Here is a 16,454-nt window from a genome sequence, read left to right on the forward strand (position 1 = left end):
AGCCCTCCCCCCGGGAATTCCCCCGGGGAGCGCGGCGGGTGCAAAAACCCGCGTTGCCATTGCACCGCCTTGACCGCTCCGGCGGGGCGGGAGGAGCCTCAGTGGATGAGCTCGCCGATGCGGCTCCAGCGCACGTCGGTGATCCACGACAGGGGGTTGGAGATGTCCTTCTCGAACGAGTAGTAGACGAACATCGGCCGGCCCTTGACGGCGTCGGCGGAGAGGAAGCCCCAGAAGCGGGAGTCCTCGGAGTTGTCGCGGTTGTCGCCCAGGGCGAAGAACTTCCCCGTCGGCACCACGAGGGGGCCCCAGTTGTCGCGGGTGGGGCGGTAGTCGGACCAGTGCCGGGGGCGCTCGACCAGGTACTCCACCTGCCAGAACATCTCCTCGTGCGGCGGGTCGGTGAGCGGGTCGGTGTGGCGGACGTACGGCTCCACCTGACGCACGCCGTTCAGGTAGAGCACCTTGTCCTTCATCTCCAGCGTGTCGCCGCCGACGCCCACGATGCGCTTGACGTAGTTGCGGTGCGGGTCGTGGGGCGGCAGGAACACCACCACGTCGCCGCGCCGGGGGTGCGAGAAGGCGGGGAGGCGCGTGTGGGTGATGGGGAGCTCGGCCCCGTAGACGGCCTTGTTGACCAGCAGGAAGTCGCCCACCAGCAGGGTGCCCTCCATGCTCCCGGTGGGGATCTTGAACGCCTCGAAGAGGAAGGTGCGGATCACCAGGAAGAGCACGATGGCCGTGCTGATGGCCTTGGTCCACTCCCACATCCACCGCCCGGTGGACATGGACCCGCGGGTCTCGTCGGCGGTCTTGCGGCGCTCCATGTCCGCCCTCTCGGCCGAGAGGCGGGACGGGCGGGGCTCGGAGCCCGGGGCGGGGATGGGCTGGTCCATGCTCGTAGGGGCTGGGGCACTGCGGACGGGCGCCTCCGGGCGGAGGCGCCCCGGCGGGTCGGTACACGCAAGGCAGGGACCCGTTCCGGAACTGCCAGTGCGAAGTGCGAAGTGCTCGGGAAACCCAGCCGCCCGACGCTTCGTACCCGCACCGGGCCGTTGAAGCACTTCGCACTCAGCACTTCGCACTTTTCGGTCAGTACGGCGCCGCGTCGTAGTTGTCGATCTGGGCGCGCTGCAGCTTCCCGGAGTAGTCAAGATAACACACCTTGGTCTCCGAGTAGAACTCGTACACCTCCCAGCCGCCCTCGCGGTGGCCGTTGCCGGTCTGCTTGACGCCCCCGAACGGCAGGTGCGCCTCGGCGCCGATGGTGGGGGCGTTCACGTAGGTGATGCCGTTGTCCAGCTCGCGCATGGCCCGGAAGGAGAGGTTCACGTCGCGGGTGTACACGGAGCTGGAGAGGCCGTACTTCACCTCGTTGTTGATGCGGAACGCCTCGTCGGCCTCGCGGAAGCGCAGCACCGAGAGCACGGGGCCGAAGATCTCCTCGGTGGCCAGCCGCGAGCCGGGCCTGACCCCGGTGAAGATGGTGGGGCGGAAGAAGAAGCCGCGGTCCACCCCGTCGCCCGCGGGGCGCTCGCCGCCCAGCTCCAGCGAGGCGCCCTCCTCGCGCCCGATGCAGACGTAGCGCTCCACCTTGTCGCGCGCGGGCTCGTTGATGAGCGGGCCCACGTCCACGCCGTCCTCCAGCCCGTAGCCGAGCTTGAGCCCCTTCGCGCGATCCACCAGCCGGCCGATGAACTCGTCGTGGATCTCGTCCTGGAGGAGGAGGCGGCTGGTGGCGGTGCAGCGCTGCCCCGTGGTGCCGAAGGCGCCCCAGAGCACGCCGTCGAGCGCCAGGTCCAGGTCGGCGTCGGCCATCACGATCTGCGCGTTCTTGCCGCCCATCTCCAGCGACAGCCGCTTGTGCATCTCGCCGCAGACGCGGCCGATCACCTTCCCCGTCTCGGTGGAGCCGGTGAAGGAGATCACGGGCACGCGCGGGTGCTCGACGATGGCCGCGCCCACCTCCTCGCCGTAGCCGTGGACGAGGTTCACCACGCCCGGCGGCAGCCCCGCCTCCTCCAGCACCTCCACCAGCAGGCTGACGGTGTGGGGGACGTCTTCGGCGGGCTTGATCACCACCGTGTTCCCGCACACCAGCGCGGGGAACATCTTCCAGGTGGGAATGGCCAGCGGGAAGTTGAAGGGGGTGATGAGCCCGCAGACGCCGATCGGGCGGCGGTAGCTCATCGCCCACTTGTTGCGCAGCTCCGACGGCACGGTGTGGCCGAAGAGGCGGCGCCCCTCGGTGGCCGCGTAGTAGGCGGTGTCGATCCCCTCCTGCACGTCGCCGCGCGTCTCGGTGAGCACCTTGCCCATCTCGCGGGTGGCGGCGCGCGCGATCTCGTCCTTGCGCTCGGTGAGCAGGTCGCCCACGCGCTTGAGCAGGCTCCCCCGCTCGGGCGCTGGCGTCGTCCGCCAGCCGTCGAACGCCTTCCAGGCGGCCTCGACGGCGCGGTCCACGTCCTCGCGCCCCGAGCGCGGCCAGAGCCCGATCAGGTCCTGCTGGTCGGCCGGGTTGCGGTTCTCGAAATAGTCGCCCGTCGACGGCTCGACCCAGCGGCCGCCGATGTAGTTCTTGAAGGTTTCCGACATGGGGAGTGCGCGAGTGCGTGGGTGCGGAAGTGCGGGAGGCGGGACGCGGCAGCCGCCCGGCTCTCGGATCGAGGCGGCGGGAATCTAACCCGCTCCCCCGCCCCGCGCCAACCCACTCCGCGCGGACTCCGCGCTCCGCCCGTCTGCGGAGATGGGCCCGTTGCGCTCTCTTGGGCTCAGCGCATGGACATTCAGGTTGACAGAGCGTCGGATAAAGTGTGATGATGAATGGCGCTCACCGGGCGGCCGCCGGACTCCACCGCCGCCCCAAGTCCACGCGTTCGGAGGAGGACCCATGCAGTTCCACGCCCGCCCCACGCTGCTCTGCTTCGGCGCGCTCGCCGCGCTCTCGGTCGCCGCCGCCTGCTCCGGCTCGGCCACGAGCGCCGACGAGGCGCTGGCGCCGGGCGGCCCCGCGTTCCTCACCGCCCCGGCGCCACCTCCTCCTCCGCCTCCGCCTCCTCCCCCGCCTCCGCCGATTACGCCCGAGGACTCGGTGCAGTCCGGGTACGGGAGCGGGTCCACCGGCGGGCTCGAGTACGAGACCTTCGAGTACGAGCCGGAGACGGGAACCGAGTACGTGGCCACGCCCGACACGCAGTCGACGCCGGATCCGGAGCCGTAAGCCGCGATCGACGCCGGAGCCCGCCCGGCGGCCCCTCGCGGCCCGCTTCCCGACGTCGGCAGCAGCATCCAGCCGCCCTCCGCGCGCCAGGCGCGGAGGGCGGCTCTCGTTTCGGGAACGCCGCACGGCGGAAGAAAACGCGGGTTGCTGCACGCGAATTGCCCGTGCCATCCGCGGTTCGACGTCGGACGAAAGGACGGGGCGAGGGAATGGACGGGAAGACGGGCGGAGGGAGCGCGGGCGCGGCGGGCGAGACCAGCGTGCGGACGGTGTTCGCCGGGCTGATGCTGGGGATGCTGCTGGCGGCGGTGGCGCAGACGATCATCGCCCCGGCGATGCCGCGCATCGTGGCCGAGCTGGGCGGGATGGAGCACTACTCCTGGATCGCGGTGTCGGCGCTGCTGGCGTCCACGGTGATCGTCCCCGTGGTGGGGAAGCTCTCGGACCTGTACGGGCGCAAGGCGTTCTACGTGGCCGGGATCGGCGTCTTCATGGCGTCGTCGCTGGTGGCGGGGCTGGCGGGGAGCTTCGGCACGTTCATGGTCGCGCGGGTGCTGGAGGGGCTGGGGATGGGCACGATGATGCCCCTGTCGCAGGCCATCATCGGCGACCTGGTGCCGCCGAGGGAGCGCGGGAAGTACCAGGGGCTCATGGGCGGCGTCTTCGGCCTGGCGTCGATCGTGGGGCCGTTCGTGGGCGGGGCGATCACCGACCACCTGGGGTGGCGCTGGCTCTTCTTCGTGAACATCCCCGTGGGGCTGGTGGCGCTCGGCTTCATCGTCCCCTTCATGCGGCTCGGGCACGAGCGGCGCCCGCACCGCATCGACTACGCGGGCTTCGTCACCCTCTCGGTGGGGCTCACCTGCGCGCTCCTGGCCACGGTGTGGGGCGGCACCGAGCATCCGTGGGGCTCGCCGACGATCGTCGGGCTGTACGCCGTCGGCGCGGCGTCGCTCGCGCTCTTCGTGTGGGTGGAGACCAGGGCCCCGGAGCCGGTGCTGCCGCTCAGGCTATGGAGGAACGGGATCTTCACCGCGGCCAACGTGGCGAACATGGCGGTGGCGATGGCCATGTTCGGCGCCATCTACTTCATCCCCGTCTACGTGCAGGGGGTGATGGGCAGGAGCGTGACCGGCTCGGGCGCGGTGCTCACGCCGATGATGCTCTCGATGGTGGCGATGAGCGCGCTCTCGGGACAGGTGATCTCGCGCACGGGGCGCTACAAGGCGCCGGTGCTGCTGGGGATCGCGCTGATGGCGGCGGGGCTCTTCCTGCTGGCGCGCATGGACCGCTCCACCTCGTACGGCGCGCTGGTGCGCAACATGGCGTTCGTGGGGCTGGGGCTGGGCACCGCGATGCCGACGTTCGTGCTGGTCGTGCAGAACGCGGTGGCGCGCGAGGACCTGGGGGTGGCCACGGCAGCCACGCAGCTCTTTCGCTCCATCGGCTCCAGCGTGGGGATCGCGGTGCTGGGGACGATCATGTCCACGCGGCTGGCCGCCGAGCTGGAGCGGCTGGCGGCGGGCGGCGCGGGGGCGGCGCTCCCCGCCGGGGCGGCGGGCGAGGGCGCGGGGGCGGTGCTGAACCCGGAGCTGATGCGGCACCTGCCGCCCGCGGTGCTGGAGGCGTTCCGCGAGGCGCTGGCGGCGGCGCTGCACCCGGTGTTCGTGGCCACGGTGCCGATCGCGGGGGTGGCGTTCGCGGCCGCGCTCCTGCTGCGCGAGATCCCGCTGCGGCGCACCACGGGCGCCGAGGCCGCCGAGGCGGGGAAGGAGATCCTGGCGGGGCTGAACCAGGCGGGCGAGGGCGACGAGGAGCCGGTGCTGGGGCGGCCGAACCCCGCCTACGAGTCGCGCGCGGCGTTCCTGGGGCTGGTGTTCGGCCTGCTGGCGCACGAGGCGGATCGGGGCGGCCGGGCGCGGCTGGGCGAGCTGCTGGCGCGCATGGGCGAGGGCGACCGTGAGCTCGGGCGCAGGCGGCTGGACGCGGTGGCGGGCGCGCTCCTGCGCGAGTGCGCGGGCGACGGGGAGGAGGGCGCCTCCCCCGTCCAGGCGGCGCTCAGCGGCGGGAGCGTGCGCCCCGCCTCGCTGGAGCCGCGCTCGGAGTTCGAGCGCGCGCTGGCCGACTCGCCGGGCGAGCTGCGCGAGCGGCTGCGCGCGCTGGTGACGGGCGGGGCCGGCCGGTCCCCCGCCGCGGTGCTCACCCCCGCCGACCTGGAGACGCTGGAGCGCATCGGCGTGGCGGCGAGCGCGGCGCTCCTGCTCGACCTGCGCGGGGAGAACGGGGGCCGGGGGAACGGGAGCGGGGACGCGGCGTGAGGCGCGGCGGGGACGGCCCAAATCCTCTTGCCACTCTTCGAGCCCGCCCCTTAACGGACCTTGCCTTCATTCACCAAACCCGTCCAAAGACCTGCTCTGCATCCCATCTACGTCAGAATCCACAGGAGAAATGATCCGCACCATTGGGAGACAACGAAGATCCTGTTAGAAATCTGCACGTAAACAAATGGGGTGGCGCAACCGGCACGTTCTGATTACCATTATCCGCGCACTAACTTTTCCAATCATTTTTTAGGAGGTGGTCCGATGGGTCCGTCTGCGATGACCAGGAAGATCCGGCCGGTGTGGCGTCTCGCCCTGCTCGCGGGGCTGGTGCTCGGCGGAGCGGCCGCGTGCGAGCGGGAGCTCACCTCGGTTCCCGGCGGGGCGGTGATGGCGGAGACGGTCGGAAGCGGGGCGATCGCCGGGCGCGTGCTGGACGTGTCGGGCGTCCCGGTGCCCGGCGCCCGCGTGAGCACCCCCGAGGGGGCCTCGGCGGTCACCGGCGCGGGCGGGGAGTTCGTCCTCGCGGGGCTGCCGGCCGCCGAGCGGCTGGCGGCCACGGTGACGGCGGAGGGCTACGCCTCCACGACGGCGATCTACCGGGTGGTCCCGGGGGCCACGCTCTCCCGCGAGATCCGGGTGCTGCGCCGCGGGCCGCGCGTGCGCATCGACGCAGCGGCGGGCGGGGTGGTGGCGTTCGCGGGCGGCGGGCGCGTGACGATTCCGCCCAACGCGTTCGCGGGGGTGAAGCCGGGCGAGTCGGTCACCGTGCAGGTCACCTACTACGACCCGGCGGCCGAGGGGCAGCTGGCCGCCGCGCCGGGCGACTTCAGCGCCACCGAGGCGGACGGGACGGCGTCGCAGCTGGAGACGGCGGGGATGGTGGACGTGTTCGTGACCAACGCGCAGAACGCGCAGGTCAGCGTGGCGCCGGGGCAGCAGGTGCAGATCAGCTTCCCCGACCGCGACGGGGGCGCCGTGGCCACGTGGGGGCTGTACCGCTTCGACACCAGCACGGGCACGTGGGTGCGCACGGGCGACGCCCCGCCCGCTCCCGACGGCACGCAGCAGGCGAGGGTCCCGTCGGTGGACCGGCCCTGGAACGCCGACCAGCCGCTCATCACCACCTGCATCACGGTGAAGGTGGAGGACCTGGGCGGCGCCCCGCGCGCCAACGAGCTGGTGGAGGTGGAGGGGACGAACTGGCGCGCCAGCGGGTGGACGGACTCCAGCGGGAGCGTGGACATCCGGGTGAAGTCGTCGTCGCAGGCCGACGTCTCGGCGGGGCCGGCGGCGCAGACGATCACCACGCCGTCCGCCAGCCAGAACTGCACCCCGTCGGTGACGCTCGCCTACTGAGCCGACACGCCGCGGTGCACGACGAAGAGGCCGGCTCCGGGATCGATCCGGGGCCGGCCTCGTCGTCTTTTCCGACGCTCGAACTGATAAAAAACTTCTGGCCTCACACAGAGTCAGCAGAGTCAGCGGAGTTTCTCTGCTAACTCTGCTGGCTCTGCGTGAAGACCAGTCTTTTGCCGTTCTTTTGCCGGACTCTGATCAGAGGTCGACGGCGCCGAAGGCGAGGAGGAGCGCCACCACGCCGCCGAGGACGGCGGTCCAGAACGCCCACAGCTTGTAGAAGGCGAGGCCCGGGTACAGGCGTTTGTACAGCCACGCCAGCGCCGCCCCGCCGCCGAACGCCCCCACCATCCACGCCGCGGCCACCGCCGCCCACGCCGCCCAGCCGCCGTCCACGGAAGGCCCGGCGCTCAGCCTTCGCGCACCAGCTCGTAGCGCTCGATCTTCTTGTACAGGTTCGAGCGGGGCATGTCGAGCAGGCGGGCCGTCTCGGAGACGTTCCAGTCGTTCTCGCGCAGCTTCTGGATGATGAAGGCGCGTTCGGCCGCCTCCTTGAACTCGGCGAAGGTGCGGCAGCCGAGCAGGTCGCCGGAGAGCCCGCCGCCCTTCATGTGCCCGCCCACCAGCAGCTCCACGTCGTCGGCCGTCACCACGCCGCCCGAGGAGAGGATCAGCAGGCGCTCGACGGTGTTGCGCAGCTCGCGCACGTTGCCGGGCCAGTCCATGCGCTGCAGCCGGTCCACCGCCTCCTGGGTGAACTGGCGGGGCTTGAGCGCCGCCTCCTTCGCCACCGTGCTGGAGAAGTGCTGCACCAGCATGGGGATGTCTTCCCTGCGCTCGCGCAGCGGCGGCACGTGCAGCGGGATCACGTTCAGCCGGTAGAAGAGGTCCTCGCGGAAGCGCCCCTGCTTGATCTCCTCCTCCAGGTCCTTGTTGGTGGCGGCCAGCACGCGCACGTCCACCCGGATCGGCTTGGCGCCGCCCACGCGGGTGATGATCCCCTCCTGCAGCGCGCGCAGCACCTTGGCCTGCGCGGCCAGGCTCATGTCGCCGATCTCGTCCAGGAAGAGCGTGCCGCCGTCGGCCAGCTCGAACTTGCCGGCGCGGTCGTCCACGGCGCCGGTGAAGGAGCCCTTCATGTGGCCGAACAGCTCGCTCTCGATGAGCTCGGAGGGGATCGCCGCGCAGTTGACCTCCACGAACGGGCCCTCGGCGCGCGGGGAGAGGCGGTGGACGGCGCGCGCCACCAGCTCCTTCCCCGTGCCGTTCTCGCCGGTGATCAGCACGCGCGCGTCGGTGGGGGCCACCTTCTCCACCCGGTCCAGCACCTGCCTGAGCGCGAAGCTCCGCCCCACGATCTGGTGCCGGCTCTCCACCTCGCCGCGCAGCCGCGCGTTCTCGGCCAGGAGCCCCTGCTGCTGCAGCGCGTTGCGCAGCACGATCAGGAGGCGCTCGGTGTCGAGCGGCTTCTCCAGGAAGTCGAAGGCGCCGCGGCGGGTGGCCTCGACCGCGGTGTCGATGGTGCCGTGGCCGCTGATCATCACCACCACGGCGGTCTGGTCGACCTCGCGGATCTTCGTGAGCGCCTCCAGGCCGTCCATGCGCGCCATCTTCACGTCCATGAACGTCACGTCGGGCCGGAACTCGCGGAAGAGCTCGATCGCCTCGGCGGCGCCGCCGGCGGCGCGGACTTCGTGGTCCTCGTACTCGAAGAGCTGCCGCAGGATGTTGCGGATCCCCTGCTCGTCGTCAACCACCAGGATGCGGGCCATCTATCGGTCGGTGCGGGAGTGCGTGAGTGCGAAAGTGCGTGAGTACGAAAGTACGAGAGTACGGGCTCGCCTGGTATCAACGCCCGGCGGGGGGCGACAGGACCAGCTCGCCGCGCTCCACGCGGGCGGAGCCGACGCCGGGCGGGAGCGGGACGGCGTACTCGTTGGGCGCCAGCCCCGGCTCGTCGCGGCGGCCGGCGCTCTTCAGCACGTCCGGATACACGTCCGCCGGGACGGGCACCCTGGCGAACGACGCGTTGTCCACGCGCAGGGCGGCGCGGCCCGGCCCCAGCGTGCGCAGGCCGCCGCTCACCTTCACGTCGGCCGTGTCGGGGAGGAACTCGCGGATCGCGCGCGTCTGCCGCGTGTCGGGAAGCCGGTCGGTGGGGAAGCGGCCCGTCACGGTCACCCGGTCGCCCTCGAAGTCCACCGCGGGGTCGGAGACCTGCCCGCTGAAGGCGTCCTGGTAGCGGTAGCGCACGTAGCTGGTGAACTCCACGTCCGACAGGCGCACCGTCTCGCCGTCGCTGCGCAGCCGCTCCAGCTTCTCCTCGGCCGAGCGCGCCGCCTCGGGCGAGACCGCGACGGGCTCCTTCTTCCGCCATGGCCCGGGGATGTGCTCGCGGAAGTACCACCCGCCCGCCAGCAAGGCCGCGAGCCCGATCAGTGCCAGTAGGAATCGCATCGGCTTCGCCTGCTTCGTCTCGGTTTCGATGGATCGGAACGGCGAACGGCAACTGCGTCTCTGGGCGTGTCCCCGCTCTCGCGGGCCGGGCTGCGCGCGCCGTAGGGCAGCAAACGACGCTGCCCAACGGCGCCGGGCCACGGTCGCGCCAGACCCCACGGCGCGCCCGTGTCCCGGCCCTCCGGGCGCGCATCCCTCACGCTCGTGCCGCTCCGCCCGGTCCCGATGCGGCGGCCACCCTCGGCCGGGCGAGGCATGCCTCGCCCCTGCGGGAACCCCGTTCCAACACCGGTCCCGCAAAGTACCCTCTCCCGAAGCCGGGAGAGGGTGGCGGCGCGGTAGCGGCGCCGGGTGAGGGCCCGCCCGGGTTAGCTACCCGCCGCCGCCCCCATGGTTTCGCGGGCGGCTTCCGCGGCCAGGGCGCGCACGGCAGCCGCGGCGCGGTCCACCTCGTCGTCCGTGGTCGCCCAGCCCACGGAGAAGCGCACGGCGCCGGTCTCCGCCGTCCCGAGCGCGGCGTGCGCCTCGGGGGCGCAGTGCAGGCCGGCGCGCGTCATCACCCCGTGCTCGCGGTCCAGCCGCGCGGCCACGTCGCCGGGGTGCATCCCGTCCACCGTCGCCGTCACGATCCCCACCCCCGCGGGCGCCGCCGGGGAGCGGACGCGCACCCCCGGCGTCGCCCCGAGCGCGTCGAAGAGCCGCGCCTTGAGTGTGCTCTCCCGCGCGTGGACGGACTCGACGCCGCGCTCCAGCAGCCACTCCACCCCCGCCAGCAGCCCCGCGATCCCGGGGCCGTTCAGCGACCCCGCCTCCAGCCGGTCCGGCATCGCCACGGGCATGTCGAAGGGGAGCGAGTCGCCCCCCGTGCCGCCGGAGAAGACCGGGTCGATCTCGACGCCCTCGCGCACGTAGAGCCCGCCCGTCCCCTGCGGCCCCAGCAGCCCCTTGTGCCCGGTGAAGGCGAGCACGTCGACCCCCATCGCCTCCACGTCGATCGCCAGGTGGCCGGCGGCCTGGGCGGCGTCGACCACCACCAGCGCGCCGGCCGCGTGCGCGCGCCCGGCCATCTCGCGCGCCGGGAGCGCGGCGCCGGTCACGTTGCAGGCGAGCGGGAACGTCACCAGGCGCGGGCGTCGGCCCGGCGCCGCCAGCGCGCGCTCCAGCTCGTCCAGGTCGACGCCGCCGTCCGCGGTACCCGCCAGCACCGTCACCTCCACGCCGCGGCGGGAGAGCGCGGCCAGGGGGCGGCGGGCGGCGTTGTGGTCCCACGCGGTGCGCACCACGCGGTCGCCCGGCGCCAGCAGCCCCAGGAGCGCGGCGTTCAGCGCGTAGGTGGCGTTCGGCTGGAAGGCGATGCGGCCGGGATCGCCGCGCGCGCCGAAGAGCGCCGCCAGCGCGCGCCGGCAGCGGAAGGCGATGCGACCCGCCTCGATGGCGCGGCGGTGCCCCGACCTCCCCGGCGTGGCGCCCACCTCGCGCAGGTAGCGCGCGACGGCCTCGAGCACCGCGTCGGGGCGGACGGCCGAGGTCGCCGCGTAGTCCAGGTAGACGCCGTCCGCCATCTCCCGCTCAGGCCGGCTCGTCGGCCGCTCTCAGGTCGAGCGCCACGTAGCGGAACCCGGCCTCCGTCACCAGCGCGCTGATGCGCACCCGCTCCGCCATCACCTCCTCCCACAGCTCGGCGGGAACCTGGAGGGCGGCGATCTCCCGCTCGTGGCCCTCGGCGCTCACCGCGACCCGGAAGACCCCGATCCCCTCCAGGAGCCGCTGCGCCCGCGCGACGCGGTCGTCCTCGCTCATGCGCTCCCTCCGATCTGGACGAGCTGCGCCGCGGCGAGCCCCTCGTTGAGCGCGCCGCGGCGGTAGCCCCGCAGGTCCAGCAGCACCCGCCCGAAGCCGGCCGCGCGCACCGCCGCGTCAACCTCCGCCCTGAGCTCCGCCGCGCGGGCCACCTCGGCCGGGTGCACCTCCAGCCGCGCCACCGCGCCGTGGTGCCGCACGCGGAAGTCGCAGAGTCCCAGCGCGCGCAGCGCCAGCTCGGCGCGCTCCACCTGCTTCAGCCGCTCGGGCGTCACCGCCAGCCCGTACGGCAGGCGCGAGGCCAGGCACGGCGCGGCGGGCTGGTCCCAGGTGGGGAGCCCCAGCTCGCGCGACCACTCGCGGATCTCGGCCTTGGTGAGCCCCGCCTCCAGCAGCGGCGAGCGCACGCCGTGCTCGCCGGCGGCCACGGCGCCCGGCCGGTGGTCGCCCACGTCGTCGGCGTTGGAGCCGTCGAGCACGGCCCGGTAGCCGCGCCTCCGGGCGAGCTCGCCCAGGCGGCCCCACAGCTCGGTCTTGCAGAAGTAGCAGCGGTTGCTGGGGTTCGCGGCGTAGCGCGGGTCGTCGAGCTCGCGCGTCTCCACCTCCAGCCAGGGAATGCCGAACGCCTCCGCCACCTCGCGCGCGGTGTCCTCCATCCACGAGGCCACGCTGTCGCTCTTCCCCGTGACGGCCAGCACGTTGGCGGACCCCAGCACGTCGGTGGCCAGCCGGGCCAGGAACACGGAATCCACCCCGCCGCTGTAGCCGACCACGACGGAGCCGCACTCGCCGAGGATCTGCCGGAGCCGCTCGCGCTTCTCGTAGGGAATCATCGCCTGCCGGTTCGCGGTGCCTGAAGGAGCCGGGAAGATAGACCCCGGGCTCCGTACCCCGCCAGCCGCGCAGGGGTCGCGCCAGCGGGAAGCGGATCACCTCGTACGAACTCCGGAAAAAGACTCGTCTCGCGCAGAGCCGGCAGAGTCCGCGGAGGGGTTTGGCTGCTGGCTCGGCCGACTCTGCGTGACGCCAGATGTTCTGCGATTTGCATCAGAGAAAACGCCCGCCTCCGATGGGGAGGCGGGCGGCAGTCCTTCACCCGGGCAGGGAGCGGCCGCGTCAGCCGCCCACGGCCTCCGGCGCGGGCCCGTCGGGCGCGGCGAGGGAGCGCGCGTGGGTCCCCCGTCGCGCGCGGCCCATCAGCTCGAAGACGACCACCGGGACCGCGAGGAAGAAGGAGACGAAGAGCGCCAGGTCGGCCACGTTCCCGGGGGGGAGCCAGTACTCGCCGTAACGGAACGAGAGGTAGTCTGTAACGCCCCAATGCAGCACCCGCTCGCCCAGGTTCCCCAGCATCCCGCCCAGCACCAGCCCCACGAACGCCCACGCCCAGCGCCGGTGGTGCGGCGGCAGCCGGTGCCCGCGCCCCAGGATCTGCAGGAGCACCAGCACGGCCAGCACCGCGGCGACGACGGCGATCACCTTGCGCGTCGCCAGCGGGAAGTTGTCCCACAGCCCCAGCACCATCGCCGGGTTGCGCACGTGCCACAGCGCCACGCGCCCCGCGATCACCTCGCGGAAGCCGTCCAGCGGCACCGATAGGGCGACCAGGAGCTTGACGGTCCAGTCCAGGAGCGCCACGGCCAGCCCGATCTTGAGCGCGGGCGCCCAGCGGAACGGCTCGCGGTCGGAGGCGCGGCGCCCCGGCGACTCGCCCGGGCGGCGCGTGGTGCGGCGCTGGCCCAGCAGGCGGCGGACGAGGCGGCGGACCGGGTGGTTGGAGTGGGTCACGGGTCGCTGGGTTCGGTTCGCTTCACGGGGGATGGAGGACGCGTCAGGGACCGGCCCCTTACAAGATGCGGGCCGGAGACGCGGGGCGAAAAACTCCTTGCGCTCGCGCGGGCGCCGGCTATAGATACCTCCGGGACATTTGTGGGAGAAGGCCGCTCCGTCTTCGATCCCGAGGGAGCGCACCTTCCCACGTCAGGCCCATGTTTCCGGCGTGCGAGGAACTCTTCGCGCGCAGGCCCCACGGACGACTTTACGGGCGGCGGCGCGGGACTTCGCGCCGGAAGCGCCCGCCCCCCGGACCGGCCGCGCCCGACCCTGCCCGGGCCCGAGCCACGCCGGAACCTCCCCACGAACGGAGAAGGCATCATGCGGAGCCGTCGACTCCCCACCTCCCTGCTCCTTTGCGCTTCGCTCGCCGCGTGGGCGCCTGCGCCAGGACGCTTCCGCCGCCACCACCCCCACCGCCTCCGCCCCCGCCGCCTCCTCCCATGGCGCCTCCCCCGCCCCCGCCGCCCGCTGCGCTCATGCAGCCCGCGCCGGAGATCGCCCGCCGCGCCCCGGGCGACACGGCCGGGTTCAACCGCGAGGGGTACCGTGTGATCGAGGAGAACGAGTTCCAGGCGGTCACCGCCAGCCCGCTCTCCACCTTCGGCATCGACGTCGACGCCGCCTCGTACAGCAACGTCCGCCGCTTCCTGCGGGAGAACCGCCTCCCGCCGCGCGACGCCGTGCGCATCGAGGAGCTGGTCAACTACTTCGACTACGAGTACCCCGACCCCGCGGGCGAGCACCCGTTCTCCATCACCACCGAGATCTCGACGGCGCCCTGGAACCCCGCGCACCGGCTGGTGCACATCGGGGTGCAGGGGCGGCGGATGGAGCGGCGCAGCCTGCCGCCGGGGAACCTGGTGTTCCTGATCGACGTCTCCGGCTCGATGAACGAGCCCGCCAAGCTGCCGCTGGTGAAGGAGAGCATGCGACTGCTGGTGGAGCAGCTGCGGCCGCACGACCGCGTCTCCATCGTGGTGTACGCGGGCCGCGCCGGGCTGGTGCTGCCGACCACGCCGGGCTCCGAGAAGCAGCGCATCATGGACGCCATCGACGGCCTGCAGGCGGGCGGCTCCACGGCGGGCGGCGCGGGGATCGTGCTGGCGTACCGCACCGCGCGCGAGGCGTTCATCCAGGGCGGCAACAACCGCGTGATCCTGGCCACCGACGGCGACTTCAACGTGGGCGTCTCCAGCGACGCCGAGCTGGTGCGGCTGATCGAGCGCGAGCGCGAGGCCGGCGTCTTCCTCACCGTGCTGGGCTTCGGGACGGGGAACTACCAGGACGCCAAGATGGAGCAGCTGGCCGACCACGGGAACGGCAACTACGCCTACGTGGACGACGAGGCCGAGGCGCGCAAGGTGCTGGTGCGCGAGATGGGCGGCACGCTGCTGACCATCGCCAAGGACGTGAAGGTGCAGGTGGAGTTCAACCCGGCGCGGGTGCGGGCGTACCGGCTGATCGGCTACGAGAACCGCGTGCTGGCCGCCGAGGACTTCCAGGACGACAAAAAGGACGCGGGCGAGCTGGGCGCCGGGCACTCCGTCACCGCGCTCTACGAGATCGTCCCCGCCGGCGCCGACGAGCCCGTGCGCGGCACCGCCCCGCTGCGCTACCAGGAAACGCGCCCGCGCGCCGCGGGGAACCGCAACGAGCTGCTGACGGTGGCGCTGCGCTACAAGGAGCCGAACGGGAGCGATTCGCGCCTGGTGGAGCAGCCGGTGCTGGACCGCGGCGTCGAGCTGGCGCAGACCTCCGACGACTTCCGCTTCGCCGCGGCGGTGGCCCAGTGGGGGCTCTTGCTGCGCGACTCGAAGTTCAAGGCGAACGCGAGCTGGCCCTCCGTGCTGCAGCTCGCCCGCGGCGCCCTGGCCGACGACCCGGGCGGCTACCGCGCCGAGTTCGTGCGCCTGGTGGGCGAGAGCCAGCGCCTGGCCGACCTCCAGCGCGCCGACCGCGGCCCCACCGAAGCCCGCCAATGACGAGGGTCGGAGACTGACGGGGCGGAAAGAGGAGGGGAGAGCGGCGTCTCGCTCTCCCCTCCTCCGTTCGATCCCGTCCTCGCCGCGGCTGCGTTTTCGCTCAGTAGGTGGAGATGTCGCCCGGCTCCACGCCGAGGCGCTCCGCGATCAGCCGCAGCGTCTTGCGGTGCGGCCGCTCGATCTCTCCCCGCTCGATCCGCGCGATCTGCTTCTCCGAGACGCCGGGGAAGTCGTCGCGCGAGACCTCCTTCATCAGCCGCAGCCGGCGCAGGCAGGCGCCGAACGAGTCGTCCTGCTCGAGCTGCCGCTCCTTCGCTCTCCGCCGGTAGTCCGCATCGAACATGTACAGCACCGCGTCCGTGGCGGCCTCGTACGTGCCCAGGCGAACCGTGAGCCCGTAGTCCGTGACCTCGAAGTCGTGGAAGTCCGGCGGCGGCACTGGCGCGCGCCGGTCGAACCAGGAGAACGGGACCACCACCGGCTCCAGGTTTCCCCGATAGAGGATCACGGTCTCGGTGCAGGGCTCGACCTGGCCGCCGATGAAGTAGTCTCCCCGGTTCGGTGCGGCGAGGACCTCCTGCAGCTCGTCCGGCGGGAGCAGGCGGACCCCGTCCCCGGGAGCGACCACGACCCGGAAGAGCAGGTGGAGCAGGTCGCGCGCGGGCCCTTCGACCTCGCTCAGGAGCAGGAGCCGGTGGTTGGGCCGCAGCGACCGCCCCTCCTCCGCGAGCGGCCGGAGCTGGCAGGCACGGCGCGCCACCCAGAGCACGGGCCTGCGCCGGTCCGCCCGCAGGTACGCGCCGCGAACGTCGTCGCCGGAGCGCAGCGGGCGCGCGGGGAAGCCGGCGTCGGTCCACTTGTCGGTGTGCCGGTCGGCGACCAGCAGCAGGTCCTGGCTCATTCTTCACCTCCCGTGGAGAAGACCGGGTTCTCCGGGTACATCTCGTTCCACCGCATCCGCAGCTTCTTCCGGCTCGCCCACACGTGCGTCGCGAGGTCTTCGGGCACCTCGCGCGGATCCGGCGCGCGGTCCAGGAACTCGCCGCTGCGCAGGCCCACGCGCCACGCCCACCTCTTCCGCAGGATGGTCGCGTGCGGCGGTTCGTTCCGTTCGTCGTCGCGAATCTTTCACCTTCCAGCCCTGCTTCGACCACTCGTTCGGTAGAGGAAGCGCGAAACTCATCGGGAGTCGTTGCGTGGAGGGGAATATATGTCCCGCAGTTACAAATCGTCAAGGCGGGACTTTTCGAATGGAAAGCAGTGCAGCTCGGCCGAAGGCACCGAGCGCCGGGCACTCGACCCGTCGGAGCGGGGCCGCCCCAACCCTCACCCCACCAGCACGCGGTCGAGCGAGCGGTACTGGATGGCCTCGGAGACGTGGGCGGTGGTGATCTCGCCGCCGCCGTCCAGGTCGGCGATGGTGCGGGCGATCTTGAGCACGCGGTGGTAGGCGCGCGCGGAGAGGCCCAGGCGCGTGAT

Annotated in this window: 15 protein-coding genes; 4 read left to right on the plus strand and 11 right to left on the minus strand. The window is 72.5% G+C overall.

Annotated elements, in window-relative coordinates:
* Nucleotides 1-98: 98 nt before the first annotated feature.
* Nucleotides 99-896: a signal peptidase I gene (gene lepB, locus VF746_07080; protein HEX8692163.1), complete on the minus strand. Its 798-nt coding sequence runs from the start codon at nt 894-896 to the stop codon at nt 99-101.
* 196 nt (nt 897-1,092) lie between these two features.
* The gene (locus VF746_07085; protein HEX8692164.1) at nt 1,093-2,595 is read right to left on the minus strand and encodes an aldehyde dehydrogenase family protein; all 1,503 of its coding nucleotides are present in this window, start codon (nt 2,593-2,595) and stop codon (nt 1,093-1,095) included.
* A gap of 295 nt (nt 2,596-2,890) precedes the next feature.
* Here VF746_07085 and VF746_07090 point away from each other — a divergent pair, with 295 nt between their 5' ends.
* The 3 genes from VF746_07090 (at nt 2,891) to VF746_07100 (ending at nt 6,900) form a co-directional block, all read left to right on the plus strand.
* A complete protein-coding gene (locus VF746_07090; GenBank protein HEX8692165.1) occupies nt 2,891-3,220 on the plus strand; it encodes a hypothetical protein in 330 nt (109 codons plus the stop codon).
* 209 nt (nt 3,221-3,429) lie between these two features.
* Nucleotides 3,430-5,538, plus strand: a complete 2,109-nt coding sequence (locus tag VF746_07095; GenBank protein ID HEX8692166.1) for an MDR family MFS transporter — start codon at nt 3,430-3,432, stop codon at nt 5,536-5,538.
* Nucleotides 5,539-5,820: 282 nt separating this feature from the next.
* A complete protein-coding gene (locus VF746_07100) occupies nt 5,821-6,900 on the plus strand; it encodes a carboxypeptidase-like regulatory domain-containing protein (protein HEX8692167.1) in 1,080 nt (359 codons plus the stop codon).
* Between the two features lie 198 nt (nt 6,901-7,098).
* Here VF746_07100 and VF746_07105 read toward each other — a convergent pair whose 3' ends face one another.
* From VF746_07105 to VF746_07135, 7 genes are all read right to left on the minus strand, one after another.
* Nucleotides 7,099-7,296, minus strand: coding sequence for a hypothetical protein (locus VF746_07105; GenBank protein ID HEX8692168.1), 198 nt, complete (start codon nt 7,294-7,296; stop codon nt 7,099-7,101).
* A 14-nt stretch (nt 7,297-7,310) separates the two neighbouring features.
* Nucleotides 7,311-8,672 carry a sigma-54 dependent transcriptional regulator gene (locus VF746_07110; protein HEX8692169.1) on the minus strand — a complete coding sequence of 454 codons (1,362 nt, stop codon included), beginning with the start codon at nt 8,670-8,672 and terminating at the stop codon, nt 7,311-7,313.
* 76 nt (nt 8,673-8,748) lie between these two features.
* Entirely contained in the window at nt 8,749-9,357 is a 609-nt protein-coding gene (locus tag VF746_07115) for a hypothetical protein (protein HEX8692170.1), read from the minus strand.
* 368 nt (nt 9,358-9,725) lie between these two features.
* The gene (locus tag VF746_07120; GenBank protein HEX8692171.1) at nt 9,726-10,919 is read right to left on the minus strand and encodes an aminotransferase class V-fold PLP-dependent enzyme; all 1,194 of its coding nucleotides are present in this window, start codon (nt 10,917-10,919) and stop codon (nt 9,726-9,728) included.
* 7 nt (nt 10,920-10,926) lie between these two features.
* Nucleotides 10,927-11,157 carry a hypothetical protein gene (locus VF746_07125; protein HEX8692172.1) on the minus strand — a complete coding sequence of 77 codons (231 nt, stop codon included), beginning with the start codon at nt 11,155-11,157 and terminating at the stop codon, nt 10,927-10,929.
* Nucleotides 11,154-11,990, minus strand: a complete 837-nt coding sequence (larE, locus tag VF746_07130; GenBank protein HEX8692173.1) for an ATP-dependent sacrificial sulfur transferase LarE — start codon at nt 11,988-11,990, stop codon at nt 11,154-11,156. Before larE ends, VF746_07125 begins: the two co-directional genes overlap by 4 nt.
* Before the next feature lie 283 nt (nt 11,991-12,273).
* Nucleotides 12,274-12,945: a signal peptidase II gene (locus VF746_07135; GenBank protein HEX8692174.1), complete on the minus strand. Its 672-nt coding sequence runs from the start codon at nt 12,943-12,945 to the stop codon at nt 12,274-12,276.
* Between the two features lie 524 nt (nt 12,946-13,469).
* Between VF746_07135 and VF746_07140 the strand changes: the two genes are divergently transcribed.
* Nucleotides 13,470-14,975 (plus strand): VWA domain-containing protein, encoded by a 1,506-nt coding sequence (locus tag VF746_07140; GenBank protein HEX8692175.1) that lies wholly within the window; start codon nt 13,470-13,472, stop codon nt 14,973-14,975.
* A 100-nt stretch (nt 14,976-15,075) separates the two neighbouring features.
* Here VF746_07140 and VF746_07145 read toward each other — a convergent pair whose 3' ends face one another.
* Together VF746_07145 and VF746_07150 are read right to left on the minus strand one after the other, a co-directional pair.
* The gene (locus VF746_07145; protein ID HEX8692176.1) at nt 15,076-15,876 is read right to left on the minus strand and encodes a helix-turn-helix domain-containing protein; all 801 of its coding nucleotides are present in this window, start codon (nt 15,874-15,876) and stop codon (nt 15,076-15,078) included.
* Nucleotides 15,873-16,034: a hypothetical protein gene (locus VF746_07150; GenBank protein ID HEX8692177.1), complete on the minus strand. Its 162-nt coding sequence runs from the start codon at nt 16,032-16,034 to the stop codon at nt 15,873-15,875. Before VF746_07150 ends, VF746_07145 begins: the two co-directional genes overlap by 4 nt.
* Nucleotides 16,035-16,454 lie beyond the last annotated feature (420 nt).

This window comes from Longimicrobium sp. (assembly GCA_036389795.1).
GTDB lineage: Bacteria > Gemmatimonadota > Gemmatimonadetes > Longimicrobiales > Longimicrobiaceae > Longimicrobium.